We start from the raw sequence: 24,392 nt of genomic DNA, 5'->3' as shown, positions 1-24,392 counted from the left end.
AAGCTGATGAAATCAGCGTAGTAGAGCCCACTCAACCACTGCGTCTTGCTCGACAACCCAAAGACAATTGAGAGGCTAGGACTTTTGTCCCAGACTCTTTTTTATTCCCTTGGGGGGATAATTTATGATAAAATATAAGTAATACGGAGGTTGGCAAAATGGAGAAAAGATCTGGAACCAAGCGACAAGTAGCATTAAGCAACCGTGCCTTTATCCTTGCCCTGCTGGGAGCGGTATTTGTATCAGCGACTGCCATTTTATTCTTCCAAAGCATCATGGGGCTGCCTAAGGGAAGAGATAGGAATGTTGCTAAAGATGCTTCCAAGTCCTCCTCGGTAGCAGGAAAGAAGGATGACTCAAAAACGGTTCGCATTATGGCGAATGGCGACCTTTTGTACCACGATGGGCTTTATATGAGCGCTCAAAAGGTAGATGGCAGCTATGATTTTTCGGAAAATTTCACCTATGTCAAGGACTGGCTCCAGCAAGGCGACTTGGTCTTAGGGGATTTTGAAGGGACCATTCGTTCGGACTATCCTTTGGCAGGCTATCCGCTTTTCAATGCTCCAGAGGCTGTTGTTCCCGCCATCAAAGATGCTGGCTACCAAGTGGTGGATCTAGCCCATAATCACATCCTAGACTCAGGGCTGGAGGGAGTCTTTACGACTGCCAAAGCCTTTGAAGATCACGGGATTAGCCCAGTCGGTGTCTATATTCACAAAAATAGGGATAAATCGCCTATCCTGATCAAAGAAGTAAAAGGCATCAAGATTGCTATTCTGGCTTACTCCTATGGTTTTAATGGCTTGGAGTCCAATCTCAGACAGGAGGAGGTCGATCATCACCTGTCTACCTTTGATGAAGAGAAGATGAAGGCGGAGATTGAGCAGGCGGAGAAAGAAGCGGACATTACAGTAGTCATGCCACAGACGGGTGTCGAATACCAGCTGGAGCCAAATGAGGAGCAGATCGAGCTCTACCACAAGATGGTGGACTGGGGAGCGGACATCATTTTTGGCGGGCATCCGCACGTGGTGCAACCTTCAGAAGTCCTTGAAAAAGATGGTCAGAAGAAGCTGATTATCTACTCCATGGGGAATTTTATCTCTAACCAGCGGATTGAAACCATGGCTGGTGTGGACACGGCTGAATGGACCGAGCGTGGCGTCTTGATGGATGTGACCATTGAAAAGACGGACAAGGGGACCATTATCAAAACAGCTCAGGCACATCCAAGCTGGGTCAGCCGTGTGGAAAAGGGAACTTACTCACCAGAGGGTTACCCGCTTTACACTTATCAAACCCTTATCTTAGAAGATTTCATCGAGGGTGGAAAATATCGCAATCAGCTGGATCAGGCGACCAAAGATCGGATTGATACGGCCTATAAGGAAATGAAAGAGCATGTGCATCTGAATTGGAAATAAGCACAAAAAAGGACACTCCCTTTTGTTTCTTTACTTTTCTTTGATGAGAAACGAACTATTATAAAGCCTACGAGCAAAATAGTTTCGTTATCAAAGAATTTTATATATAATATAGGATACAAAAGGGGACAGGTATGTACAGCGTAATAGAAATGTATGGCGATTATGAGCCCTGGTGGTTTTTAGACGGTTGGGAGGACGATATCATTGAGAAAAGGTATTTCGATGATTATTATACTGCCCTCAAATACTATAAGAACCGCTGGCTAGAGATGTCTGAAGCATCGCCACTTTATAAAAGCCGCAGTGATCTTATGACGATTTTCTGGGATCCGGCCGATCAACGTTGGTGTGAGGAGTGCAATGAAGATATTCAGCAATACCACTCCCTGCTTTTGTTAGAAAATGAAAGCAAGATCCCCAAGAGCAAGTATCGTCCAGGCTACCGCAAGCAAAATGCTACTGAAAAACACCGTATTTGCAAAATTAAAGTGCGGGCTAGATAAGATAGAAGTCAAAGAATGAAGAAAATTTCTTCATTCTTTTTTTATTTTTTCTTATTTTGTGCGAATAGTAAGGTGAGGAGGACTTATGGTTCAAAAAATTGCAAAGGAAATGATTCAATTGGCCAGGCAGGAAGCAGCTCAAGATGTCTATCTGATTCCCAAGAGTTCCTGCTATGAGCTTTATATGCGGGTGGGAGATGAGCGGCGCTTCATTCAGACCTATGATTTTGATTTATTATCGTCAGTCATCAGCCATTTTAAGTTTGTCTCAGGCATGAATGTTGGAGAGAAGAGGCGCAGCCAGTTAGGGTCCTGCGATTATGATTGTGGAGAGGTCACAGTTTCGCTCCGTCTTTCGACCGTCGGCGATTACCGTGGCTATGAGAGCTTGGTGATTCGGCTCTTACACGATGAGGAGCGTGAGTTGCGTTTCTGGTTTGACAATCTGCCTGATCTTCGTAAAAAAGTAAATTCTCGCGGCCTTTATCTGTTTTCAGGGCCAGTTGGCAGTGGAAAGACGACGCTGATGCACCAGCTGGCTCAGATGAGATTTGGGCAGCAACAGGTCATGTCTATCGAAGACCCTGTGGAAATCAAGCAGGAAAATATGCTCCAGCTTCAATTGAATGAAACTATCGGGATGACCTATGACAGCCTCATCAAGCTATCTCTGCGTCACAGACCGGACCTCTTGATTATCGGTGAAATCCGAGACCAAGAAACGGCTCGTGCGGTGGTAAGGGCTAGTTTGACAGGGGCAACGGTCTTTTCAACTATCCATGCTAAGAGTATTCGCGGAGTCTATGAGCGGCTGTTAGAGCTGGGTGTCAGTGAGGATGAGCTGCGCATGGTATTACAGGGCGTTTGTTACCAGCGTTTAATCGGGGGAGGAGGTGTGATCGACTTTGTCAACCAAAACTATCAAAAGCACGAAGCCAGTCTCTGGAACCAGCAGATTGACCAGCTTTTTGCAGATGGACATATCACAGCTGATCAGAGGCAGGCGGAAAAAATTATCTACGCCTAAGCAAAAGAAAATTATCGAGCTGTTTCGTAATCTCTTCACCAGTGGTTTTCATTTGGCGGAGATTGTTGATTTTCTGCGGCGGAGTGCCCTTTTAGAGGAGGCCTATGTCGCGGAAATGCGTTCGGGTTTGGCTGCTGGCCAGTCATTTTCCCAGATTATGAAGCGTTTGGGCTTTTCCGATAATGTGGTCACCCAGCTATCTTTGTCTGAGTTGCACGGAAATCTAAATCTTAGTTTGGGTAAAATCGAAGATTATCTGGAAAATCTATCCAAGGTCCGTAAGAAATTGATTGAGGTGGGGACTTATCCCCTGATGCTGCTTGGGTTTCTAGTACTGATCATGCTGGGCTTGCGTAATTATCTCTTGCCTCAGCTGGACAGTCAAAATATGGCCACTCAGTTCATTCATTATCTACCGCAGATCTTTCTGGGAGGCGCTCTGGTGAATTGCTTGCTGATTTGCGGTGGCTGGCTCTATTATCGCAAGAGCTCTAAGATGAGATTTTTCAGCCGTTTGGCCAAGTTTCCTTTTGTTGGCACCTTAGTGCGGGCTTATCTGACGGCCTACTATGCGCGTGAATGGGGAAATATGATTGGGCAAGGATTGGAATTGAGTCAGATCTTTCTCATCATGCAGGACCAGCCTTCTCAGCTCTTTCAGGAGCTGGGACGAGACTTGGAGACGGCTCTGGGTGCAGGTCAGGGCTACGCCGAGAAGGTCAGCACCTATCCCTTCTTTAAGAAAGAGCTGGCCTTAATCATCGAATACGGCGAGGTCAAGTCCAAGTTGGGTGACGAATTGGAACTGTATGCCGAAAAGACTTGGGAGGAGTTTTTCCTGAGAATCAATCGGGCCATGAATTTGATTCAGCCTCTCGTTTTTGTCTTTGTCGCCCTTGTTATTGTTTTGCTTTATGCAGCCATGTTGCTGCCAATTTATCAGAATATGGAGATTCAATTATGAAAAAATTAAAAACTTTGAAAGTTAAAGCCTTCACTCTGGTGGAAATGTTAGTCGTCCTTTTAATCATCAGTGTCTTGATGCTCTTGTTTGTCCCAAATTTGACCAAGCAGAAGGATGCTGTTTCAGATACGGGCAATGCGGCTGTAGTCAAGGTGGTAGAAAGTCAGGCTGAGCTTTATGAATTGAAGAATGTTAATGAAAAAGCTACTCTAGGAAAATTAGTTGCCGATGGTCGGATTACCGATAAGCAGGTGGCATCCTATAAGGCTTACTATGGAAAAAACAGCAGTGAAGTTCGTGCAGTTGCGGATTAAGGCTTTTACGCTGTTAGAAAGTCTCCTGGCTTTATTTGTGGTCAGTTTCATTTTATTAGGTTTATCTGGCTCTGTCCAGGCTGGTTTCAATCAAGTACAGGAGCAGCTGTTTTTCATGGAATTTGAGTATCTTTATCAGGAGAGCCAAAAGCTAAGTGTGGCTGGACATGAAAAGATCAAATTGACCATTTCGGAGCGCAATATCTCCAACGGCTACCAGCAGGTGGAGTTTCCCAAGACTTTACAGGAACATGCTCCTCAGACCATTCAGTTTGACCAGGCTGGCGGGAATTCTTCGCTCAGCAAGATTGTTTTTCAAACGGAGGATAAAAAGGTTGTTTACCAGCTTTATATGGGCAATGGAAAATTTAAAAAGACGACGAATGAAGGCTAGCATTTTGCTGGAGGCTCTGGTGGCAATGGCGGTTTTTGCGGCTATTGCCAGCCTCCTGCTTGGCCAGATTAGTCAGTCGCGGCAGGAGCAGATTCGCTTATTGCAGGAGGAGGAAGTGCTGCGGGTTGCTCGGATGGCCATGCAGACGGGACAGGAAAATCTGACAGTCAACGGCATCACAGTCCGCCAGGTTAAAACAGACCAGCAATTAACCGTCTATCACCAAGAGGAGAAGGTGCTCAGTGTTAAAAAACGTTAAAATCAAAGCTTTTACACTTTTAGAGACTCTAGTCGCCCTGCTGGTCTTGAGCGGTGGTATATTGGTCTTTCAGTCGATGACCAAGCTTCTGGCTTTTGAACTGCGACATCAACAGGAAAATAAGCAGCAGGAATGGCTCTTATTTGTCGATCAGTTGGAGACGGAGCTATCGCGCAGCCAATTTGACCGAGTCGAAAACGACAAAATCTATGTCAAACAGGATGGCAAAAATATAGCTTTGGGCAAATCTCGGAGTGATGATTTCCGCAAGACGGATGCTTCGGGACGTGGCTATCAGCCCATGGTCTATGGGCTCAAGGCTGCTCCGATCAGTCAGGAGGGGAACCTTGTTCGCTTTCGCTTCCGGTTTGAAAATAATTTAGAAAGAGAGTACATCTATCGTGTTCAAGATAAAAGTTAAGGCAGGCATTTTGCTCTATGCCCTCTTCATGGCAGCGGTCTTCAGCTTGCTCTTGCAATTTTATCTGAATCGGCAGGTGGCCAATCAGCGCCTCTTTCAAGCCAATCGGGAGCGGACAGAAGCCTATGCCTTGGCTGTTTTGACCAAGGAGACTGCCACAGAGGAGAGCGGGCAATTAGTCTTCGACCAAGGGAGCACCCATTATCGCAGGCAGGGAAATATGCTGGAAGTCAGTAGCCAACTCGCCAATCAGAAGAGCTATTCTTTCTATTTTGAGAGCAAAAAGGAGCCAGAGAAGAAGGACAAAGAAGCTAAAGACTCCAAAGATACTAAAAAAACTAAAGCGCCCTCTCCTTCAACTGACAAGAGAAGCAACTAATATAAATGTAAAAGATTTGTAATCCGATAGCCCTTGGAAAGAGGGCTTCTTTTTGGTATCATAAGACAACGGAGGATGCCATGAAATTTGAAAAAATAGAACGAGCTTTTCATCTACTTTTAGAAAACGTGCAAAATATCCAAAATGTGCTGGGGACTAATTTTTATGATGCCTTGATTGAGCAGAATGGAATTTATCTGGACGGAGATACAGAATTACAAGAAATTCTGAAAAATAATGAGAAACTTCGTGCCCTGCATTTGACCAAGGAGGAGTGGCGTCGGGCTTATCAGTTTATTTTCATGAAGGCTTCTCAGACAGAGCCACTCCAAGCTAATCACCAGTTCACACCGGATTCGGTCGGCTTTTTGCTGAGTTTTTTGATTGACCAGTTGGCCCAAGACGAGAGAGTCGATTTGCTGGAGATCGGCAGTGGGACAGGCAATTTGGCGGAGACTCTGCTCAACCACACACAAAAAACCATGGATTATCTGGGCCTAGAAATTGACGACTTGCTGATTGATTTGTCTGCTAGCATTGCCGAAGTTATGAATTCTAAGGCACACTTTGCTCAAGGAGATGCGGTGCGGCCTCAGGTTCTGAAAGAAAGCGACTTGATTGTCAGTGATTTGCCGGTGGGCTATTATCCAGATGATGCCGTGGCGGCTCGTTATGAGGTTGCCAGTCCAGACGAGCATACTTACGCCCATCATCTCTTGATGGAACAATCGTTAAAATATTTGAAACCGGGGGGCTATGCTATCTTTCTCGCGCCAAATAATCTGCTGACGAGCCCTCAAAGTCATCTGCTGAAAAAATGGCTGCTTTCTAGTGCCCAGCTCTTGGCAATGATTTCCCTACCAGAGAAGATTTTCGCGAGCCGACAGAATGCTAAGACGATATTTGTCCTGAGAAAACAAGGCGAATCAGACATCCAGCCTTTTATCTACCCTTTGCAGGACTTGCAAAGTCAGGATGAAATCTTGAAGTTTCGTGAAAGTTTTCAAAACTGGGTCAAAGTTAGTGAAATTCGAACAAATTTCTGATATAATAGTTTGAAAACGCTTAAAGAGGTGACGAGATGTCAAAAACTATTTCTATCAATGCTGGAAGTTCGAGTGTAAAATGGCAACTTTATTCAATGCCAGAAGAAAAGGTGCTGGCTAAAGGTTTGATTGAGCGGATTGGTCTCAAGGACTCAATCTCTACAGTTAAATTTGATGGTCGTTCTGAACGCCAAACCTTAGATATTGCTGACCATACACAAGCTGTGAAAATTTTATTGGATGATTTGAAACGATTTGAAATTATTCAATCTTATGATGAAATCACAGGTGTTGGGCACCGTGTCGTAGCTGGAGGCGAGTATTTCAAGGAATCAGCTCTTGTGACGGACGATGTGTTGAAAAAGATTGAAGAGTTGTCTCTGCTAGCTCCTCTACACAATCCTGCCAATGCTGACGGTATCCGTGCTTTCAAGGAAATTCTTCCAGACATTACCAGTGTGGCTGTTTTTGATACATCTTTCCACACAACTATGCCAGAAAAGGCTTACCGCTATCCACTGCCAACTAAGTATTATACTGAAAATAAAGTTCGTAAATACGGAGCGCATGGAACTAGCCATGAGTATGTAGCCCACGAAGCTGCAAAACTTTTGGGTAAACCGATTGAAGAATTGAAACTCATCACTTGCCACATCGGAAACGGTGCTTCTATCACAGCAGTTGATAAGGGGCGTTCGGTGGATACTTCTATGGGCTTCACGCCTCTTGGTGGGGTTATGATGGGAACACGTACGGGTGACATTGATCCAGCGATTATTCCATACTTGATGCAGCATACAGATGACTTCAACACGCCAGAAGATATTAGTCGAATTTTGAATCGTGAATCTGGACTGTTGGGCGTTTCAGAGAAATCAAGTGATATGCGCGATATTCATGAAGCTATGCGTGCGGGTGATGAAAAGGCACTATTGGCAAATGAAATTTTTGTGGATCGCATTCAAAAATACATTGGTCAGTATTTAGCTGTTTTAAATGGAGCAGACGCCATTATCTTTACAGCTGGTATCGGTGAAAACTCTGTGACTATCCGTCGCATGGTTATCGAAGGGATCTCTTGGTTTGGCTGCGATGTTGATCCAGAGAAGAATTTCTTTGGTGCTACAGGAGATATTTCAACAGAAGCTGCTAAAGTCAGAGTTCTGGTCATCCCGACAGATGAAGAGTTAGTCATTGCGCGTGATGTAGAACGTTTTAAAAATCAATAATCAAAAAGCTCAGCTAGGCTGAGCTTTTTCTTGTGACTTTGTGATTATTCTTTGGTTAAATAGGATGATTCAAAGCGAGGTGGAGGTGCTAGTAGTCAAAGATGGACTGGGTAGCAATTTGGCATAAGGCATATGACCTATCAAGATAAGATTGCTGCTTGTTGATATCTGGCGTGCTAAGTTGCTAGATAGATGAGAAGAAAAAGACGATGTCCGGTAGGGAATCGTCTTTGAAGCTACTTATATTTTTTGGTAAAAAATCTGACTCTTCTAGAGGCTGCAGCTAGTTGAGTGTCTGGAGTGCTAGCCTTGGAGACTCGGCAATCAGGCAAGCTATCGATTTCTAGCCTTGCTTCTGTGCCGTTTGATTTCTGCTTCAAAACTCTCTGACGGTGCTTCCACGTTGATGGTTTCTAGGCTGAATGGATGAGTCAATGTTAGGCGATGGGCATGGAGCATGAGGCGACCTTGGGGTTGGGGATGGTAGAGAGGGTCACCGATGATGGGATGGCCGTGATGGGCGAGATGGACGCGGATTTGGTGAGTCCGTCCTGTTTTCAATTGACATTTGAGCAGAGTCGTGTTGCCAAAGTCCTTGAGTCGGGCTACATGAGTCTCGGCGTAGAGCCCCTTTTTCGGATCAACGAGGCGTTTCCGTCGGTCATGGCGGTCGCGTCCGATTTTATCTTTGTATACGATGGTCTTGCTGGGGAATTTCCCTTGGGCAAGGGCCCAATATTCGCGGGAGATTTCTTTGTTTTCCAAGAGGCGGTTGAGAATGGGGAGGACAAAGGGATTTTTGGCAAACAGGATAGCGCCGCTGGTTTCTTTGTCCAGTCGGTGGACGACATAGCAGGTTTGGCCGACATAGCTTGAAACATGATTGAGCAGAGCGACTTCCGTCGGCTCATTGGCATGGCTTTTCATGCCGTGGGGCTTATTGACGATGATGAGATGCTCGTCCTGATAAAGCTCCTCGACCAGATGAGGCTGGCCTGCAGGTAGTTCTTTTTCTGGATAGTCCTCTTTGTCAAAGGTCAGTTGAATGCTGTCGCCAGGCTTGACCAAAGTTTGCCAATGGATGGACTCACCGTTGACCAAGACATGTTTCTTGGTTCGGAGAAAGTGACGAATCTTACGAGGAATGAGCAGTTGGCCTTCTAGTAATTCTTTGATGGTCATTGAAGGTAGACTTGCGGGAATGGTAATAGTAAATTTCATGTTTTCATTGTAGCAAAAACTAGCCCATTTGGAAATGCTTCGTTGGAAAGAGGAAAGCAGATCTGCTATTTCCTTAAAGAAAGCTAAAAGGAGTAGAAAGTAGCGGAGTCGTGCCTTGTGTCTGCATGGATAAGGTGATAAAATATGTTTTATGAAGAAATTAAATGATATATTTGAAAAATTAGTCAATATGTTTAAAACGGATCATCCTCAGAAAAAAGTTGCTGAGGAGTTGGAAGGCGAGACACCTGAACCTAGCTATAGCCGCTCTGGTAAGAATCGTAAGAAGCCCCTGTCTCAGCATCCCTTCCGCCGCTTTTGGCGCAGGTTCCATCTGACCAAGATATTCTTGATTCTCGGCTTGACCTTTGGTCTAGTGGTTGGTGGCTATCTTTTTTATGTAGCCAAGACGACCAATGTCAAAGACTTGCAGAATGCTCTTAAAGCCACGACTTTGATTTATGATAAGGATGGAAATGAAGCGGGCAGCTTGTCTGGGCAAAAGGGCACCTATGTCGAATTGGAGGCCATCAGTCAGGACTTGCAGAATGCCGTGATTGCGACAGAAGACCGATCATTTTATAAGAATGGCGGGATTAACTACAGTCGCTTCTTCCTAGCTATTTTAACTGCGGGGCGTTCGGGCGGTGGATCGACTATCACGCAGCAGTTGGCCAAGAATGCCTATCTTTCTCAAGATCAGACCATTGAGCGCAAGGCCAAGGAATTTTTCCTAGCTTTGGAAATTAACAAAAAATACAGCAAGCAGGAAATCTTGACCATGTACCTCAATAACTCTTATTTTGGAAATGGGGTTTGGGGCGTGGAAGATGCCAGCAAGAAATATTTTGGTGTATCTGCCAGTCAGCTCAGCCTAGATCAATCAGCGGTCCTAGCTGGCATGCTCAAAGGACCAGAGCTATATAATCCCCTGTATTCAATTGAGAATGCGACCAATCGTCGTGACACCGTTCTTCAAAATATGGTAGCGGCAGGTTACATTGATCAGGCGACGGCGGATCAGGCTGCGACGATTGGTATTGGAGGTCAGCTAGTCGATGCCTACGAAGGTAAGTCAGAAGACTATCGCTACCCATCTTATTTTGATGCGGTTATCAATGAAGCGGTCAATGATTACGGTCTGACGGAGGAAGAAATCGTCAACAACGGCTATCGGATTTACACCGAATTGGACCAAAATTACCAAGCCAGCATGCAGGTCATCTATAGCAATGTCGATCTCTTCCCACTAGCTGAAGACGGGACGCGGGCCGAGTCAGGAAGCGTAGCACTGGATCCTAAGACGGGTGGTGTTCGGGCTCTGGTTGGCCGTGTCAACAGTGCTGATGGCTCTGCTTTTCGGACTTTCAACTATGCGACCCAGTCTGCTCGTAGCCCAGGCTCAACCATCAAGCCTTTGGTGGCCTACAGTCCAGCTATAGCAGCCGGCTGGTCAACGGATAAGGAACTAGATAATAGTCGGACAGTTTTTGGTGACTATAAGGTTAATAACTACGGCAATATCCAAAGTTCACCAACGGTTCCAATGTATCAAGCCTTGGCTGAATCCCTCAATATCCCCGCGGTTTCAACGGTGGATGAATTAGGCGTGAGCAAGACCTTTGAGTACGGCAAAAAGTTTGGCCTTAATATGGACAAGGTAGAACAGAATCTAGGTGTGGCTCTGGGAAGCGGAGTGACGACCAATCCGCTTCAGATGGCTCAAGCCTATTCAGTTTTTGCGAATGATGGAGTTATGAATGATGCCCATCTTATCACTAAGATAGAAAATGCCAGTGGTCAGGTTGTCAAAACCCACCGGCAGACTTCAACCCGCGTCCTCAACCGCTCGACTACGGAAAAGATGACCAGTATGATGCTGGGAACTTTCTCAAACGGGACGGGAGTCTATGCAGCTCCGTATGGCTATACAATGGCTGGAAAGACAGGAACGACAGAGACTGATTTTAACCCTGATTTGTCAGGAGACCAGTGGGTCATCGGCTACACACCAGATGTGGTTATCAGCCAATGGCTGGGCTTCCCTAAGACGGATGAAACTCACTATCTGACTGGAACCAGTGCCAATGAAGCTTCGGCTATTTTCCGCAATGTAGCCAATACGATCCTGCCTTATACGGAAGGAACTTCCTTCTCGGGTGAGAAAAATGCTTACGCGGAAAATGGAATTTCCCCAGTCGATACCTACGGAACTGGTCAAACGAATACGACTAGCGAAAATAAAGACTTCCTGAAAGATGTCCAAGAGCGGGCGCAAAACCTGGTAGATGATGCCAAGAAAGCTATCGATGAGTCTGGGATTACTGAAAAAGCCAAAAATCTATGGGATACCATTACTGGCTGGTTCCATTAATCGTCTAAACGGCTTGTCAAAGAAGTAGAAAACTGCTATAATAAGGGGAATGGAGGCGTCATGGCATTAAAAAAAGCGAGTCTAGCGTGTACAGTTTGTGGGTCACGAAACTACTCAATCAAACTTAGTAGCACTCCAAAACCTACGCGTCTAGAAGTGAATAAATATTGTAAACACTGCAGTAAATATACACTGCATAAAGAAACCAGATAGGAGATAGTTGTGAAATTCATTAAAGATGTTTTTGTTTTGCTACGAGATACAACTTGGCCTACCCGTAAAGAAAGATGGACCGATTTCCTTTCCGTAATGGAATACACAGCATTCTTTGCTGTTGTCATCTATATTTTTGATAAGGTAGTTGCCAGCGGTCTCTTCCGCATAATCAACATGTTTTCATAAGAAAGATGAGGCTGGGACAAAAGTCCTAGCCTCTCAATTGTCTTTGGATTATCGAGCAAGACGCAGTGGTTGAGTGGGCTCTACTAGGCTGATTTCATCAGCTTTTACAGCCCTACTCAACTGTGCGGAGGTGGGACGACGAAATCGAATTCTAACGAATTACCGATTTCTGTCCCACTCTCATTTGTCTGTAAAATATTTATCAAAATGCTTTGTAATTTTAGATTTTATGGTATAATAAGGCTAGATATCAAGCAGAAGCCTTAGGCTTTTTTATTTAGGAAAGGACAAAACATGGACAGTTTTGATAAAGGCTGGTTTGTACTGCAAACCTACTCAGGCTATGAAAATAAGGTAAAGGAAAATCTCTTGCAACGTGCTCAGACCTATAATATGCTGGAAAATATCCTGCGCGTGGAAATTCCGACTCAGACCGTGCAAGTCGAGAAAAACGGTAAGAGCAAGGAAGTCGAAGAAAACCGCTTCCCAGGTTATGTATTGGTTGAGATGGTTATGACGGACGAAGCTTGGTTTGTCGTGCGGAATACACCAAACGTAACTGGATTTGTAGGTTCACACGGAAACCGTTCGAAACCAACGCCGCTCTTGGAGGAAGAAATCCGTAGCATTCTGATTTCTATGGGACAAACGGTTCAAGAATTTGACTTGAATGTTAAAGTGGGCGATACAGTTCGCATCATTGACGGTGCTTTTGCTAACTATACTGGCAAAATCACGGAAATTGACAATAATAAGGTCAAGATGATTATCTCTATGTTTGGAAATGACACGGTTGCCGAAGTCAACCTCAGCCAAATTGCTGAATTATAATTTTGAAATGCACTAAAAGGAGCCGGAAAGCATTTTCCGCTCTTTTTTGCTAGCAGCGCTGAGGTGTTAGACAAAGACTGGTGCTTCTGGCATCTTTGCAACTCATTAAACTTGACCAATGACGTAAAAAAGACAAACAAAAAAAGCCTGAAAAATCAGGCTTTTAGGTTAGTATAAAGTCGGATTTAAACCGATAAAAAAGGCGGTAGACGGATTTGAACCGACGATCAAGCTTTTGCAGAGCCGTGCCTTACCACTTGGCTATACCGCCACAACTCTTACTATTCTACCTTAAAACGGCCTGTTCGTCAAGAGCTTGACCCGACTTAAGTGAGAATTTCTTGAAGGATGGCTAGCAGATGGGCTGAATCAAAGCGAGAAAATAGTGTCCAAAGACTTGTCAAAAGCGAGAAAATTTGATATGATAGTAGATGCCGTTTAAACGGCAAAAATACTCATTTTAGATGAATTGTGGAGCCGTTGCCGATTGGTAGCTCTGCGAGCTGAAATCTAAAAGAGGAAAAAAACAAAAAGGAGAATTTACTCATGGCAGTAATTTCAATGAAACAACTTCTTGAGGCTGGTGTTCACTTTGGTCACCAAACTCGTCGCTGGAACCCTAAGATGGCTAAGTACATCTTCACTGAGCGTAACGGTATCCACGTTATCGACCTTCAGCAAACTGTAAAATACGCAGATCAAGCTTATGACTTCATGCGTGATGCAGCTGCAAACGATGCAGTTATCTTGTTTGTTGGTACTAAAAAGCAAGCTGCTGAAGCTGTAAAAGAAGAAGCAGAACGTGCTGGTCAATACTACATCAACCACCGTTGGTTGGGTGGAACTCTTACAAACTGGACAACTATCCAAAAACGTGTTGCTCGTTTGAAAGAAATCAAACGTATGGAAGAAGAAGGAATCTTCGAAGTTCTTCCTAAGAAAGAAGTAGCACTTTTGAACAAACAACGTGCTCGTCTTGAAAAATTCTTGGGTGGTATCGAAGATATGCCTCGCATCCCAGATGTAATGTACATCGTTGACCCTCATAAAGAGCAAATCGCTGTTAAGGAAGCTAAGAAACTTGGTATTCCAGTAGTTGCGATGGTTGACACAAACACTGATCCAGACGATATCGATGTGATTATCCCTGCTAACGACGACGCAATCCGTGCCGTTAAATTGATCACTGCGAAAATGGCTGACGCTGTTATCGAAGGTCGTCAAGGTGAGGACGCTGTAGCGACTGTTGAAGCAGAATTTGCTGCAACTGAAACTCAAGCAGACTCAATCGAAGAAATCGTTGAAGTTGTAGAAGGCGACAACGCATAATTTTCATAAGTCAATTAACCTAAAGGGGCGGGGCTCAGCCCAGCCCCTTTATTTAAAAATAGTAAACATAGGAGAAGAAAAATGGCAGAAATTACAGCTAAGCTTGTAAAAGAATTGCGCGAAAAATCTGGTGCTGGTGTCATGGACGCTAAGAAAGCATTGGTTGAAACAGATGGTGACATCGAAAAAGCGATTGAATTGCTTCGCGAAAAAGGTATGGCAAAAGCAGCTAAGAAAGCTGACCGTGTTGCCGCTGAAGGTTTGACAGGCGTTTATGTGGATGGTAACGTTGCAGCTATCGTTGAAGTCAATGCAGAAACTGACTTTGTTGCGAAAAACGCTCAATTCGTTGAATTGGTAAATACTACTGCAAAAGTTATCGCAGAAGGCAAGCCAGCTAACAACGAAGAAGCGTTTGCATTGACAATGCCTTCAGGTGAAACTCTTGAAGCTGCATACGTATCTGCAACTGCAACTATCGGAGAAAAAATCTCATTCCGTCGTTTTGCTTTGGTTGAAAAGACTGATGCTCAACACTTCGGTGCTTACCAACACAATGGTGGCCGTATCGGTGTTGTTTCAGTGATTGACGGTGGCGATGACGCTCTTGCAAAACAAATTTCTATGCACATTGCTGCGATGAAACCAACTGTTCTTTCATACAAAGAATTGGATGAGCAATTTGTTAAAGATGAATTGGCACAATTGAACCACGCTATCGATCAAGACAATGAAAGCCGCGCTATGGTTGACAAGCCAGCACTTCCACACTTGAAATATGGTTCAAAAGCTCAGTTGACTGACGAAGTGATTGCACAAGCTGAAGCTGATATCAAAGCTGAATTGGCTGCAGAAGGCAAACCAGAAAAAATCTGGGACAAGATCATCCCAGGTAAAATGGATCGCTTCTTGCTTGACAACACTAAAGTTGACCAAGCTTATACACTTCTTGCACAAGTGTACATCATGGATGACAGCAAGACAGTTGAAGCTTACCTTGAATCAGTGAATGCTTCAGTAGTTGAGTTTGTTCGCTTTGAAGTTGGTGAAGGTATTGAAAAAGCAGCTAACGACTTCGAATCAGAAGTTGCAGCAACAATGGCAGCTGCTCTTGGCCAAAACTAATCTAAGTTTATAACAAAAAAAGATTGAAGAGAAATCATTTCTTTTCAATCTTTTTATTATGCTGGCCTGAATAGTTTTTCTTTTAAATTGAGAAGAACTGGCCTACGAGATAGGTAACAGTCATGGTCAAAAGTCCGATGGTGAGGTTACGGATCATGGCATTTTTAATGGGTGTCTGTCCCAATTTTGCACTGGTATAGCCAGTTCCCAAGAGGGAAAGAGCTACAACAAGGACGGTCGCTGGAATCCGATAGCTAGCCGGAAGCAAAACGATGGTCAACATGGGGAAAATTGCACCTATGGCAAAGGCTAGAAAGCTGGATATAGCTGCATACCAAGGATTAGTGAACTCTTCGACCTCAATGCCGTACTTTTCTTCCACCAAGGCCTTGAGCGGATCCTGCAAGAAGGCGCGATTGGTCAAGAGTTGGGCAGAAGTCTCGCACTCACCATTTTGGACGTAGGAGGCGTAGAGGGACTGTCTGGCGATATCGGGATTCTTTTCTAAGAGTTCTCGCACTCTAGCTACTGCAGCCTCCTCAGAGTCCTTCTGAGTGGAGACGGATACATACTCCCCGCCAGCCATAGAAAAGGCACCTGCAAAGACAGCAGCCAGACCAGACAGAAAGATAATCCAAACATCTTCTGTCGCACTGGCTACCCCGATGACCACCCCTGCGATAGAAATAATACCGTCGTTGGCTCCCAAAACCCCAGCCCGCAAAATATTCAGGCGGCCACTAAAATTTTTATCAATCTTATGTTCTTTCATTCTGAAACTTTTCTTTTTTCTTTTTATTTATAATTATTATAAATAAAAAACTGACGATAGCAAGTGAAAGTCGGAAAATGAGAAAAGTCCGACGATTTAAGGGAAAATTCCTATCAAAAAAGAGAGTGGGACAGAAATCGGTAATTCGTTAGAATTCGATTTCGTCGTCCCACCTCCGCACAGTTGAGTAGGGCTGTAAAAGCTGATGAAGTCAGCGTAGTAGAGCCCACTCAACCACTGCGTCTTGCTCAACAATCCAAAGACAATTGAGAGGCTAGGACTTTTGTCCCAGCCTCCTTTTTTCTAATCACTATAATGTTGCACCAAACTGCTTATTTTACCACGATATTAACTAGTTTATTCGGCACGCTAATGACTTTTACAACTTCTTTGCCAGCGATTTCAGACTTGATTTTCTCATCTGCCAGAGCGATTTCTTGCAGTTCCTCACGGCTCAGGTCCTTGGCTACAACTAACTTAGCACGAACCTTACCCTTGATTTGAACGACGATTTCGACTTCTGCTTCAACCAGCTTGCTTTCGTCATAAGTTGGCCAAGCTACATAGGAGATGCTCTCGTCTGTTTGGGCAACTGCCTGCCAGAGTTCTTCAGCCAAGTGCGGTGCAAAAGGTGCCAGCAATTGAATGAATCCTTTAGCATATTCGACATAGAGTTTTTCTTCCTTGTTGGCTGCATTGACAAAGATCATGAGTTGAGCAATAGCTGTGTTAAACTTGAGCTCCTCAATCTGCTCTGTGACAGACTTGACTGTTTCGTTGTATACCTTGTCGAGAGCACCATTGTTATCCGCAACGATTTCTTTGCTTGTAATCAAACGGTAGACACGATCTAGGAACTTGCGGCTACCTTCCAGACCTTCCTCGCTCCAAGCGATGGATGCATCCAACGGCCCCATGAACATTTCATAGACACGAAGTGTATCAGCACCGTATTGCTCCACCACATCGTCTGGGTTGACCACATTCTTCAGAGATTTAGACATCTTAGCAGGTGCCTGTTCCAGTTCTTCTCCCGTTTCGATATTGAAGAAAGAACCATCACGTTTTTCGACCTTGTCAGTCGCCACCAGAGCACCACGGCTATCACGGTAGCTTGTTCCCAAGATCATCCCTTGGTTAAAGAGTTTTTGGAAAGGCTCTTTTGTTGGAACGACACCGAGGTCATAAAGGAATTTGTGCCAGAAGCGAGCGTAGAGGAGGTGGAGCACGGCATGCTCTGCACCACCGATGTAAATGTCAACAGGAAGCCAGGCCTTGAGCAGCTCTTCGTCTGCTAATTTCTCATTATTGTGCGGGTCGATGTAACGCAGGTAATACCAGCTAGAACCTGCCCATTGAGGCATGGTGTTGGTTTCGCGGCGTCCTTTAACACCGTCTTCGCGAGTCACTTCCAGCCAGTCAGTCAGATTGGCCAGAGGGCTTTCACCGGTACCAGAAGGGCGGATGTCCTTGGTTACAGGCAGGACAAGCGGTAGTTCATTTTCAGGGACAGCCGTTGAAGTGCCGTCTTCCCAATGAATAATTGGAATCGGCTCACCCCAGTAGCGTTGACGGCTAAAGAGCCAGTCGCGCAGGCGATAAGTGACTTTTTCATTTCCGACACCTTCCGCTTCCAGCCAAGCAACCATCTTGTCAATAGCGGAAGCCTTGTCCAAACCATCTAGGAAGCCAGAGTTAATATGCGGACCGTCTTCTGTGTAAGCAGCTTCAGCAACATTGCCACCCTCTAGAACCGGAATAATCTCTAAATCAAACTGCTTAGCAAACTCCCAGTCGCGCTCATCATGCGCAGGAACGGCCATGATAGCCCCTGTTCCGTAGCTTGCAAGCACATAGTCGGCAATCCAGATTGGGATTTCCTTGCCATTGACAGGATTGATGGCATAAGCCCCTGTCCAGACACCGGTCTTCTCCTTAGCCAAATCAGTCCGAGCTAGATCTGATTTGAGGCTGGCTGCATGTTTGTAGTCTGCTACTGCTTGGGCTTGTTCGGCACTTGTAATAGCGTCAACAAGTGCATGCTCTGGAGCCAAAACAGCATAGGTCGCACCAAAAAGAGTGTCCGGACGAGTCGTAAAGACGGTGAAGTCCTTGTCTGTGTCCTTAATCTTGAAGGTTACATTGGCACCGGTTGATTTTCCAATCCAGTTGCGTTGCATGTCCTTGATAGACTCAGGCCAGTCCAGCTCCTCTAAGTCATTGAGCAAACGTTCTGCATAAGCTGTGATTTTCAGCATCCACTGACGCATAGGCTTGCGGACGACTGGATAACCACCGCGCTCAGAAGTGCCGTCTGGCAGGACTTCCTCATTGGCAATAGCCGTTCCCAGCTCTTCAACCCAGTTTACTGGCACTTCAGCTTCATAAGCCAAGCCTTTTTCGTAGAGCTTGGTGAAAATCCACTGGGTCCACTTGTAGTAGTTAGGATCAGTGGTGTTGACTTCCCGATCCCAGTCGTAAGAAAAACCAAGCGCATTGATTTGGCGTTTGAAGTTGGCAATGTTTTCTGCTGTAAAGTCAGCCGGGTCATTCCCTGTATCCATAGCGTACTGCTCAGCTGGCAGACCAAAGGCATCCCAGCCCATAGGATGAAGGACATTGTAGCCTTGCGCGCGCTTGTAGCGGCTGAGGATATCCGTCGCTGTGTAGCCTTCAGGGTGTCCTACGTGCAGACCAGCTCCTGATGGATAAGGGAACATATCCAGCGCATAAAAGTTAGGCTTGTCCTTGTCGGTACCTGTCTTGAATGTATGGTGCTCAGCCCAGTATTTCTGCCACTTGGGCTCGATTTCTTTGTGATTGTAAGTTGCCATAATCATCTACTCTCCAACGATCTTTTCTGTGTTCTAAACACGTTTCTATCTATTATACCATTTTCAAGGGATTTTGAAAGCAACCGACGAAAGAGAATGAAGAAAATCTTTGTGGATCGACCTTGACTTATTTTTAAAAATAGATAGAATGAAAGCAAGTTTAAAAAAGTGAGGTTGAGGATGACAAGAAAGATTTTATTTCAGATTATTGAGCCTCATCAAAAGGAAAATGCTATTGAAAAAGCCTATGATGTGCTTATGTTCCTGACCATTATTGTCAGCCTGATCCCCCTGACCACCAAAAGTCACACCGGAATCTTCATGTGGTTGGATTTTGTGTCAACGATTATTTTTATTATTGACTACATCCTTCGGCTTCTAACGGCTGATTATAAATTGGGAAAGGGGAAGCTTTCTTTTTTCCTCTATCCTTTTACCTTTCTGGCTCTGGCTGATTTGCTCTGCCTTTTGCCTTCTCTCTTTTTGTTAAATAATAGTTTGCGGCTCTTTAAGATTTTGCGCATGCTTCGTATCTTGCGGGTCTTTAAGTTTATTCGCTATTCTAAAAATATCCAAATACTGACCAATGTCCTAAAAAAGCAGAAGGACAGTTTGATGATCGTGGGCCTTTTGGCTCTCGGCTATATCTTCATCTCTGCCCTTATCATTTTTAATGTAGAACCCAGCACGTTTCCTAATTTTTTTGACGCCCTCTACTGGGCAACCATCTCCTTGACGACGGTTGGTTATGGTGATATCTATGCAGTTTCAACGACTGGAAAAATTATTACCATGATTTCTTCCTTTTTAGGAATCGCCATTGTGGCTCTGCCCGCTGGTATCATCACAGCTGGCTATATGAAAGAAATCAAAGAACTATAAAAACCTGTTCGGGAAGGCTCTAATGGCCTTCCTGAGCAGGTTTTTTGTTTAATTAAATATTATTGAAGTCCTTTACCAAATCACTACGCGCTCTTCTGGGCTGCGCCACATGCCGTCTCCCTCTTGGACATCAAAGGTCGTAAAGAAGTCGTCAAAGTTAGGTAGCTGGACATTGGTCCGAAGTTTAGCGGGCGCATGGACATCGACGCTGGCTAAGAGCTTCATGTACTCTTCGCGTCCCTTCATCCGCCAGATGCGGGCAAAGTTGGTGAAGAATTCCTCTGCAGAGAAGTCAACTTCTTTCTTGGCTGCTTCGAGAGCCGCTGCAATACCGCCCAAGTCCGCTACGTTTTCTGAAACGGTCAGCTTGCCATTGACCTTGGCACCGTAGGAATCTAGACCCTCGAACTGGTCAATGACTTTCTGAGTCCGCTCAGTAAAGGCTTGGTAGTCATGCTCTGTCCACCAGTTGTTGAGGCTACCGTTTTCATCAAAGGAAGCGCCGTTGGTATCAAAGGCATGAGAGATTTCATGGGCAATAACCGCTCCGATACCGCCATAATTGGCTGAAGAAGATTGGTGCAGGTCATAGAAAGGTGCCTGCAGGATAGCCGCTGGAAAGACAATCAGGTTTTTCTGAGGATTGTAGTAGGCATTGACCATATGGGCTGGCATTCCCCATTCTTTGTAATCCACTGGCTGGTTCCACTTGCTCCAACCATACTTAATTTCCACTTGTCGCAGTTTTTGGGCATTTTCGAAGAGGCTGAGATTTTCGTCCACAATTTTGTCTGCATAGCGCTCAGGCAGCTCCTCTGGGTAGCCGATATAAGGCTTGATGACATTGAGTTTTACAATGGACTTGTCCCGAGTTTCTGGTGTCAGCCAGTCATTGCTTGCGAGTCGCTCCTTGTAGACTTGGATCATGTTGGCTACTTTTTGCTCGACATCGGCCTTGGCTTCAGGGGAGAATTTTTGTCCAGCATACCAGAGCCCGATGGCTTGATTGAAAGGCGCTTGAGCTAGGTAAAAGGCAGCTTTTTTCTTGTCTTGAGCTTGAGGTGTTCCAGATAGGGCGCGACGATAAGCACCTGCTAGGATACGGATTTCGTCAGTCAAGTAGGCTTCAGCTGATGCGATAGCGTTAAAGATAAGCACGGCCTTGAGCAGGGGCCAAGTCTCTTCGCAGTAGAATTGGTCGGCAGCCTGCCAGAAACGCTCCTCTGGTACGATAATCTTGTCAGGAATTTGCCCGATGAGTTGGGTGAAGATGGCATCTAAAGGTAGATTCGGTGCTAAGGCCTTAAAGTCTTCCCACTTGTAAGGGTGGTAGAGCTTGGCATATTCTGAACTTTCCTCCCGTGATAGTACGACTTTGGCGATTCGAGCATCCAGTTCTAAAACCTTATCCAGCAAATCTTGGATTTCTTCTGCTGAAAATTCGAATTTTTGCAGCAAAGCTTCGGAAGACTCACGCCATTTTTTCAAGAGCTTGTCCTTTTGAGGATGCCCATCGGCATAGTAGGTTGTGTCTGGGAGAATAGTACCTGGTGCATCTGCCCAGAGGACATTGATACGGGCGTCCATAAAGTCAGGCGCCACACCAAAAGGAAAGAAATTGGGCTTACCAGCCAGTTCAAACTCGGCAATCTTTGTGGTAAATTCTGCAAAGGAGTTGAGTGCTTGGTATTCCGCAATCAAAGGCAAAACAGGCTTGACACCGAGTTCTTCCCGCTTGTCATAGTCAGCAGCTAAACGATGGTACTTGATAAAGTTTTGCAAAATACCATCATCAGGAACTTCCTCACCCCGCAGCCATTGATCGGTAGTGGAGAGCATCAGCTTTTCAATCTCATCTGACAAATCTGTGAAGCCGCCGGTTACAGGCTTGTCATCTGGGATAACCGCTGTTTTGGCCCATTCACCATTAATGGCATCATAAAAATCATCTTGTAAACGTGTCATCTTGTTCTCACTTTCATGCTTTTGATATAACCTTATCAAAATTAGCTCCTTTTTTCAAATATTTCCTATATTGATTTTAAGGATTTTTTAAAAATTAACTTGACTTAATTTTCATTTTAATGTATATTAAAACAAAAGAGGTATAACAATGATTGAAATGAAAAATTTAAGTGTCAGCTATCAAGGACAGCTGGCCTTAGAACCAACTTCTTTGACAATAAAAGGACCGACTATCACAGGGATTATCGGACCAAACGGGGCTGGAAAGTCAACTCTCATAAAAGGTATGTTAGGAATTGTTGAGAGTGAGGGGCAGACCTTTCTGGACAGAAAACCCATGAAGCAAGAATTAAGCAAGATTGCTTATGTAGAGCAGAAAATTCACATTGATTATAATTTTCCTATCAAGGTCAAGGAGTGTGTGTCTCTGGGTTTGTATCCTAAGATCAAGCTCTTTCAACGCCTCAAAGCGTCTGACTGGGAAAAGGTTGCTCGGGCTTTGAAAATCGTTGGTTTAGAAGATTTTGCTGAGCGGCAGATTAGCCAGTTGTCTGGTGGGCAATTTCAACGGGTCTTGATTGCCCGTTGCTTGGTTCAGGAGGCGGACTATATTTTCCTAGATGAGCCTTTTGTTGGGATTGACTCGGTCAGCGAAGAGATTATTATGAAAACACTCCGTCAGCTAAGAAAAGACGGGAAGACGATTTTGATTGTCCACCATGACTTGGGCAAGGTGGTTGCTTATTTTGATCAGGTCTTGCTACTTAACAAAAAAGTCGTCGCTTTCGGATCAACCGAGAGTACCTTCACCAAAGAAAATATGCAGAAGACCTACGGCTCTCAGCTCTTTATGAATGGAGGTGCCTAGGATGATTCAGGAATTTATTCAAGGCTTACATGACTTTCATTTCCTGCAAAATGCTTTGATTACAGCCATTGTGATTGGAGTGGTGGCCGGTGCCGTCGGATGCTTTATCATTCTGCGGGGCATGTCACTCATGGGGGATGCCATCTCTCACGCGGTGCTGCCCGGTGTGGCTCTGTCTTATATTTTGGGGATTAATTTCTTCATCGGTGCCATTACCTTTGGCTTACTAGCTTCTATTATTATCACCTACATCAAGGGCAATTCCATTATCAAGAGTGACACGGCTATCGGGATTACTTTTTCTTCCTTCTTGGCTCTGGGGGTCATTTTGATTAGTGTTGCCAAGAGTTCTACCGATCTTTTCCATATCCTCTTTGGGAATATCTTGGCGGTGCAAGACCTCGATATGTGGATTAGTATTGGTGTGGGCATCTTGGTGTTGCTGGTCATTGCTATTTTCTTCAAGCAACTTTTGTTGACTTCCTTTGATCCGCTTTTAGCCAAGGCTATGGGAATGAAGGTTAATTTTTACCACTATTTGCTGATGATTCTTTTGACTCTGGTTTCTGTCACAGCCATGCAAAGCGTTGGAACGATTCTGATCGTGGCCATGCTGATTACACCAGCTGCAACGGCTTATCTCTATGCAAATAGTCTAAAAACCATGATTCTGCTGTCCTCTGGATTAGGTGCTATAGCTTCTGTACTAGGTCTCTTCATCGGCTATAGCTTTAATGTCGCGGCAGGTTCCAGTATTGTTCTGACTTCAGCTCTTATCTTTCTTATCTCATTCTTTATCGCTCCTAAGCAGCGGTATTTAAAACTAAAAAATCGACCTAAACTAAAATAAATTTAATGGAGGAATCCCATGAAAAAATTAGGTTTTTTATCACTGCTTTTATTAGCAGTCTGCACTCTTTTTGCCTGCTCTGGTCAAAAGAATTCGTCTGGTGGGTCGTCCAAGCTCAAGGTTGTTGCGACCAATTCCATTATCGCTGATATTACTAAAAATATAGCTGGCGATAAAATAGATTTGCATAGCATCGTGCCTGTTGGACAAGACCCACATGAATACGAGCCTCTGCCTGAAGATGTCAAAAAGACTTCCCAAGCGGATCTGATCTTCTACAATGGGATCAACTTGGAAACAGGCGGTAATGCTTGGTTCACAAAATTGGTAGAAAATGCTAAGAAGAAAGAAAACAAGGACTATTATGCTGTCAGCGAAGGCGTGGACGTGATTTACTTGGAAGGCCAAAGTGAAAAAGGCAAAGAAGACCCACATGCTTGGCTCAACTTGGAAAATGGGATCATCTATGCTCAAAACATTGCTAAGCGTTTGAGCGAAAAAGACCCAGCTAACAAAGAAACTTACGAGAAAAATCTTAAAGCTTATGTGGAAAAGCTAAGCGCTTTGGACAAGGAAGCCAAAGAGAAATTCAACAACATTCCTGAAGAAAAGAAAATGATTGTAACCAGCGAAGGTTGCTTCAAATACTTCTCTAAGGCCTACAATGTGCCATCTGCCTATATTTGGGAAATCAACACTGAAGAAGAAGGGACTCCAGACCAAATTAAAACTTTGGTTGAAAAACTACGCAAGACGAAAGTGCCATCTCTCTTTGTGGAATCAAGTGTAGACGACCGTCCGATGAAGACTGTTTCTAAAGACACTAATATCCCAATCTACGCTAAAATCTTCACTGACTCTGTTGCAGAAGAAGGCGAAGAAGGCGATAGCTATTACAGCATGATGAAATACAACTTAGAAAAGATCGCAGAAGGTCTGTCTAAATAAGACCGAAAAATTCGCTAGATGTACA

25 protein-coding genes and 1 tRNA gene are annotated in these 24,392 nt (G+C 44.6%); 21 read left to right on the top strand and 5 right to left on the bottom strand.

Annotated elements, in window-relative coordinates:
• Nucleotides 1–158: 158 nt before the first annotated feature.
• From RWS39_RS02605 to RWS39_RS02555, 11 genes are all read left to right on the top strand, one after another.
• Nucleotides 159–1,427 (top strand): CapA family protein, encoded by a 1,269-nt coding sequence (locus RWS39_RS02605; protein WP_048791607.1) that lies wholly within the window; start codon nucleotides 159–161, stop codon nucleotides 1,425–1,427.
• Nucleotides 1,428–1,561: 134 nt separating this feature from the next.
• Complete coding sequence (locus RWS39_RS02600; RefSeq protein WP_048791608.1) at nucleotides 1,562–1,933, top strand: DUF1033 family protein; 372 nt, start codon at nucleotides 1,562–1,564, stop codon at nucleotides 1,931–1,933.
• Nucleotides 1,934–2,018: 85 nt separating this feature from the next.
• The gene (gene comGA / locus RWS39_RS02595; RefSeq protein WP_048791609.1) at nucleotides 2,019–2,960 is read left to right on the top strand and encodes a competence type IV pilus ATPase ComGA; all 942 of its coding nucleotides are present in this window, start codon (nucleotides 2,019–2,021) and stop codon (nucleotides 2,958–2,960) included.
• Nucleotides 2,908–3,924 carry a competence type IV pilus assembly protein ComGB gene (gene comGB / locus RWS39_RS02590; protein ID WP_048791610.1) on the top strand — a complete coding sequence of 339 codons (1,017 nt, stop codon included), beginning with the start codon at nucleotides 2,908–2,910 and terminating at the stop codon, nucleotides 3,922–3,924. The genes comGA and comGB overlap by 53 nt, the downstream gene beginning before the upstream one ends.
• Complete coding sequence (gene comGC / locus RWS39_RS02585; protein ID WP_048791611.1) at nucleotides 3,921–4,238, top strand: competence type IV pilus major pilin ComGC; 318 nt, start codon at nucleotides 3,921–3,923, stop codon at nucleotides 4,236–4,238. Before comGB ends, comGC begins: the two co-directional genes overlap by 4 nt.
• Entirely contained in the window at nucleotides 4,198–4,632 is a 435-nt protein-coding gene (gene comGD, locus RWS39_RS02580; RefSeq protein ID WP_314480137.1) for a competence type IV pilus minor pilin ComGD, read from the top strand. The genes comGC and comGD overlap by 41 nt, the downstream gene beginning before the upstream one ends.
• A complete protein-coding gene (comGE, locus tag RWS39_RS02575) occupies nucleotides 4,598–4,891 on the top strand; it encodes a competence type IV pilus minor pilin ComGE (RefSeq protein WP_185760525.1) in 294 nt (97 codons plus the stop codon). The genes comGD and comGE overlap by 35 nt, the downstream gene beginning before the upstream one ends.
• Nucleotides 4,875–5,312: a competence type IV pilus minor pilin ComGF gene (gene comGF, locus RWS39_RS02570; protein WP_125382903.1), complete on the top strand. Its 438-nt coding sequence runs from the start codon at nucleotides 4,875–4,877 to the stop codon at nucleotides 5,310–5,312. The genes comGE and comGF overlap by 17 nt, the downstream gene beginning before the upstream one ends.
• On the top strand, nucleotides 5,293–5,691 hold the full coding sequence (gene comGG, locus RWS39_RS02565) for a competence type IV pilus minor pilin ComGG (protein ID WP_125370861.1): 399 nt from the start codon (nucleotides 5,293–5,295) through the stop codon (nucleotides 5,689–5,691). Before comGF ends, comGG begins: the two co-directional genes overlap by 20 nt.
• 80 nt (nucleotides 5,692–5,771) lie before the next feature.
• Nucleotides 5,772–6,737 (top strand): class I SAM-dependent methyltransferase, encoded by a 966-nt coding sequence (locus tag RWS39_RS02560; RefSeq protein ID WP_314480129.1) that lies wholly within the window; start codon nucleotides 5,772–5,774, stop codon nucleotides 6,735–6,737.
• Nucleotides 6,738–6,772: 35 nt separating this feature from the next.
• Nucleotides 6,773–7,966: an acetate kinase gene (locus RWS39_RS02555; RefSeq protein ID WP_314480125.1), complete on the top strand. Its 1,194-nt coding sequence runs from the start codon at nucleotides 6,773–6,775 to the stop codon at nucleotides 7,964–7,966.
• A gap of 333 nt (nucleotides 7,967–8,299) precedes the next feature.
• Here the strand turns inward: RWS39_RS02555 and RWS39_RS02550 are convergent, their stop codons facing one another.
• The gene (locus RWS39_RS02550) at nucleotides 8,300–9,187 is read right to left on the bottom strand and encodes an RluA family pseudouridine synthase (protein ID WP_125372650.1); all 888 of its coding nucleotides are present in this window, start codon (nucleotides 9,185–9,187) and stop codon (nucleotides 8,300–8,302) included.
• Between the two features lie 151 nt (nucleotides 9,188–9,338).
• Between RWS39_RS02550 and pbp2a the strand changes: the two genes are divergently transcribed.
• The 4 genes from pbp2a (at nucleotide 9,339) to nusG (ending at nucleotide 12,794) form a co-directional block, all read left to right on the top strand.
• The gene (gene pbp2a / locus RWS39_RS02545) at nucleotides 9,339–11,561 is read left to right on the top strand and encodes a penicillin-binding protein PBP2A (RefSeq protein ID WP_314480120.1); all 2,223 of its coding nucleotides are present in this window, start codon (nucleotides 9,339–9,341) and stop codon (nucleotides 11,559–11,561) included.
• A 60-nt stretch (nucleotides 11,562–11,621) separates the two neighbouring features.
• Entirely contained in the window at nucleotides 11,622–11,774 is a 153-nt protein-coding gene (gene rpmG, locus RWS39_RS02540; protein ID WP_015605910.1) for a 50S ribosomal protein L33, read from the top strand.
• Nucleotides 11,775–11,783: 9 nt separating this feature from the next.
• Nucleotides 11,784–11,963, top strand: a complete 180-nt coding sequence (secE, locus tag RWS39_RS02535) for a preprotein translocase subunit SecE (protein WP_005592084.1) — start codon at nucleotides 11,784–11,786, stop codon at nucleotides 11,961–11,963.
• A gap of 294 nt (nucleotides 11,964–12,257) precedes the next feature.
• Nucleotides 12,258–12,794, top strand: coding sequence for a transcription termination/antitermination protein NusG (gene nusG, locus RWS39_RS02530; protein ID WP_314480117.1), 537 nt, complete (start codon nucleotides 12,258–12,260; stop codon nucleotides 12,792–12,794).
• Nucleotides 12,795–12,994: 200 nt separating this feature from the next.
• Here the strand turns inward: nusG and RWS39_RS02525 are convergent.
• A tRNA-Cys gene (locus RWS39_RS02525) sits at nucleotides 12,995–13,065 on the bottom strand.
• 275 nt (nucleotides 13,066–13,340) lie between these two features.
• Between RWS39_RS02525 and rpsB the strand changes: the two genes are divergently transcribed.
• Together rpsB and tsf are read left to right on the top strand one after the other, a co-directional pair.
• Nucleotides 13,341–14,123 carry a 30S ribosomal protein S2 gene (gene rpsB / locus RWS39_RS02520; RefSeq protein WP_015605907.1) on the top strand — a complete coding sequence of 261 codons (783 nt, stop codon included), beginning with the start codon at nucleotides 13,341–13,343 and terminating at the stop codon, nucleotides 14,121–14,123.
• A gap of 81 nt (nucleotides 14,124–14,204) precedes the next feature.
• A complete protein-coding gene (gene tsf / locus RWS39_RS02515) occupies nucleotides 14,205–15,248 on the top strand; it encodes a translation elongation factor Ts (RefSeq protein ID WP_125387218.1) in 1,044 nt (347 codons plus the stop codon).
• 82 nt (nucleotides 15,249–15,330) lie between these two features.
• Here tsf and RWS39_RS02510 read toward each other — a convergent pair whose 3' ends face one another.
• Both RWS39_RS02510 and leuS read right to left on the bottom strand, forming a co-directional pair.
• Nucleotides 15,331–16,020, bottom strand: a complete 690-nt coding sequence (locus RWS39_RS02510) for a VIT1/CCC1 transporter family protein (protein ID WP_314480111.1) — start codon at nucleotides 16,018–16,020, stop codon at nucleotides 15,331–15,333.
• Between the two features lie 332 nt (nucleotides 16,021–16,352).
• The gene (gene leuS / locus RWS39_RS02505; protein ID WP_314480108.1) at nucleotides 16,353–18,854 is read right to left on the bottom strand and encodes a leucine--tRNA ligase; all 2,502 of its coding nucleotides are present in this window, start codon (nucleotides 18,852–18,854) and stop codon (nucleotides 16,353–16,355) included.
• A gap of 180 nt (nucleotides 18,855–19,034) precedes the next feature.
• Here leuS and RWS39_RS02500 point away from each other — a divergent pair, with 180 nt between their 5' ends.
• A complete protein-coding gene (locus RWS39_RS02500; protein ID WP_314480105.1) occupies nucleotides 19,035–19,736 on the top strand; it encodes an ion transporter in 702 nt (233 codons plus the stop codon).
• A gap of 72 nt (nucleotides 19,737–19,808) precedes the next feature.
• Here RWS39_RS02500 and RWS39_RS02495 read toward each other — a convergent pair whose 3' ends face one another.
• The gene (locus tag RWS39_RS02495; RefSeq protein ID WP_314480102.1) at nucleotides 19,809–21,701 is read right to left on the bottom strand and encodes a M13 family metallopeptidase; all 1,893 of its coding nucleotides are present in this window, start codon (nucleotides 21,699–21,701) and stop codon (nucleotides 19,809–19,811) included.
• Between the two features lie 148 nt (nucleotides 21,702–21,849).
• Between RWS39_RS02495 and RWS39_RS02490 the strand changes: the two genes are divergently transcribed.
• The 3 genes from RWS39_RS02490 to scbA are packed head-to-tail and all read left to right on the top strand — an operon-like array spanning nucleotide 21,850 to nucleotide 24,367.
• On the top strand, nucleotides 21,850–22,569 hold the full coding sequence (locus RWS39_RS02490) for a metal ABC transporter ATP-binding protein (RefSeq protein ID WP_149518617.1): 720 nt from the start codon (nucleotides 21,850–21,852) through the stop codon (nucleotides 22,567–22,569).
• A gap of 1 nt (nucleotide 22,570) precedes the next feature.
• Nucleotides 22,571–23,419 carry a metal ABC transporter permease gene (locus tag RWS39_RS02485; protein WP_314480096.1) on the top strand — a complete coding sequence of 283 codons (849 nt, stop codon included), beginning with the start codon at nucleotides 22,571–22,573 and terminating at the stop codon, nucleotides 23,417–23,419.
• 18 nt (nucleotides 23,420–23,437) lie between these two features.
• On the top strand, nucleotides 23,438–24,367 hold the full coding sequence (scbA, locus tag RWS39_RS02480) for a metal ABC transporter substrate-binding lipoprotein/adhesin ScbA (protein ID WP_314480094.1): 930 nt from the start codon (nucleotides 23,438–23,440) through the stop codon (nucleotides 24,365–24,367).
• The last annotated feature ends 25 nt before the right edge of the window (nucleotides 24,368–24,392 follow it).

It is taken from the genome of Streptococcus cristatus (assembly GCF_963529205.1).
In the GTDB taxonomy this organism is placed as follows: Bacteria; Bacillota; Bacilli; order Lactobacillales; family Streptococcaceae; genus Streptococcus; species Streptococcus cristatus_O.
Note: the sequence above shows the minus strand (reverse complement) of the source record. Positions and strands in the feature narration are given on the sequence as shown.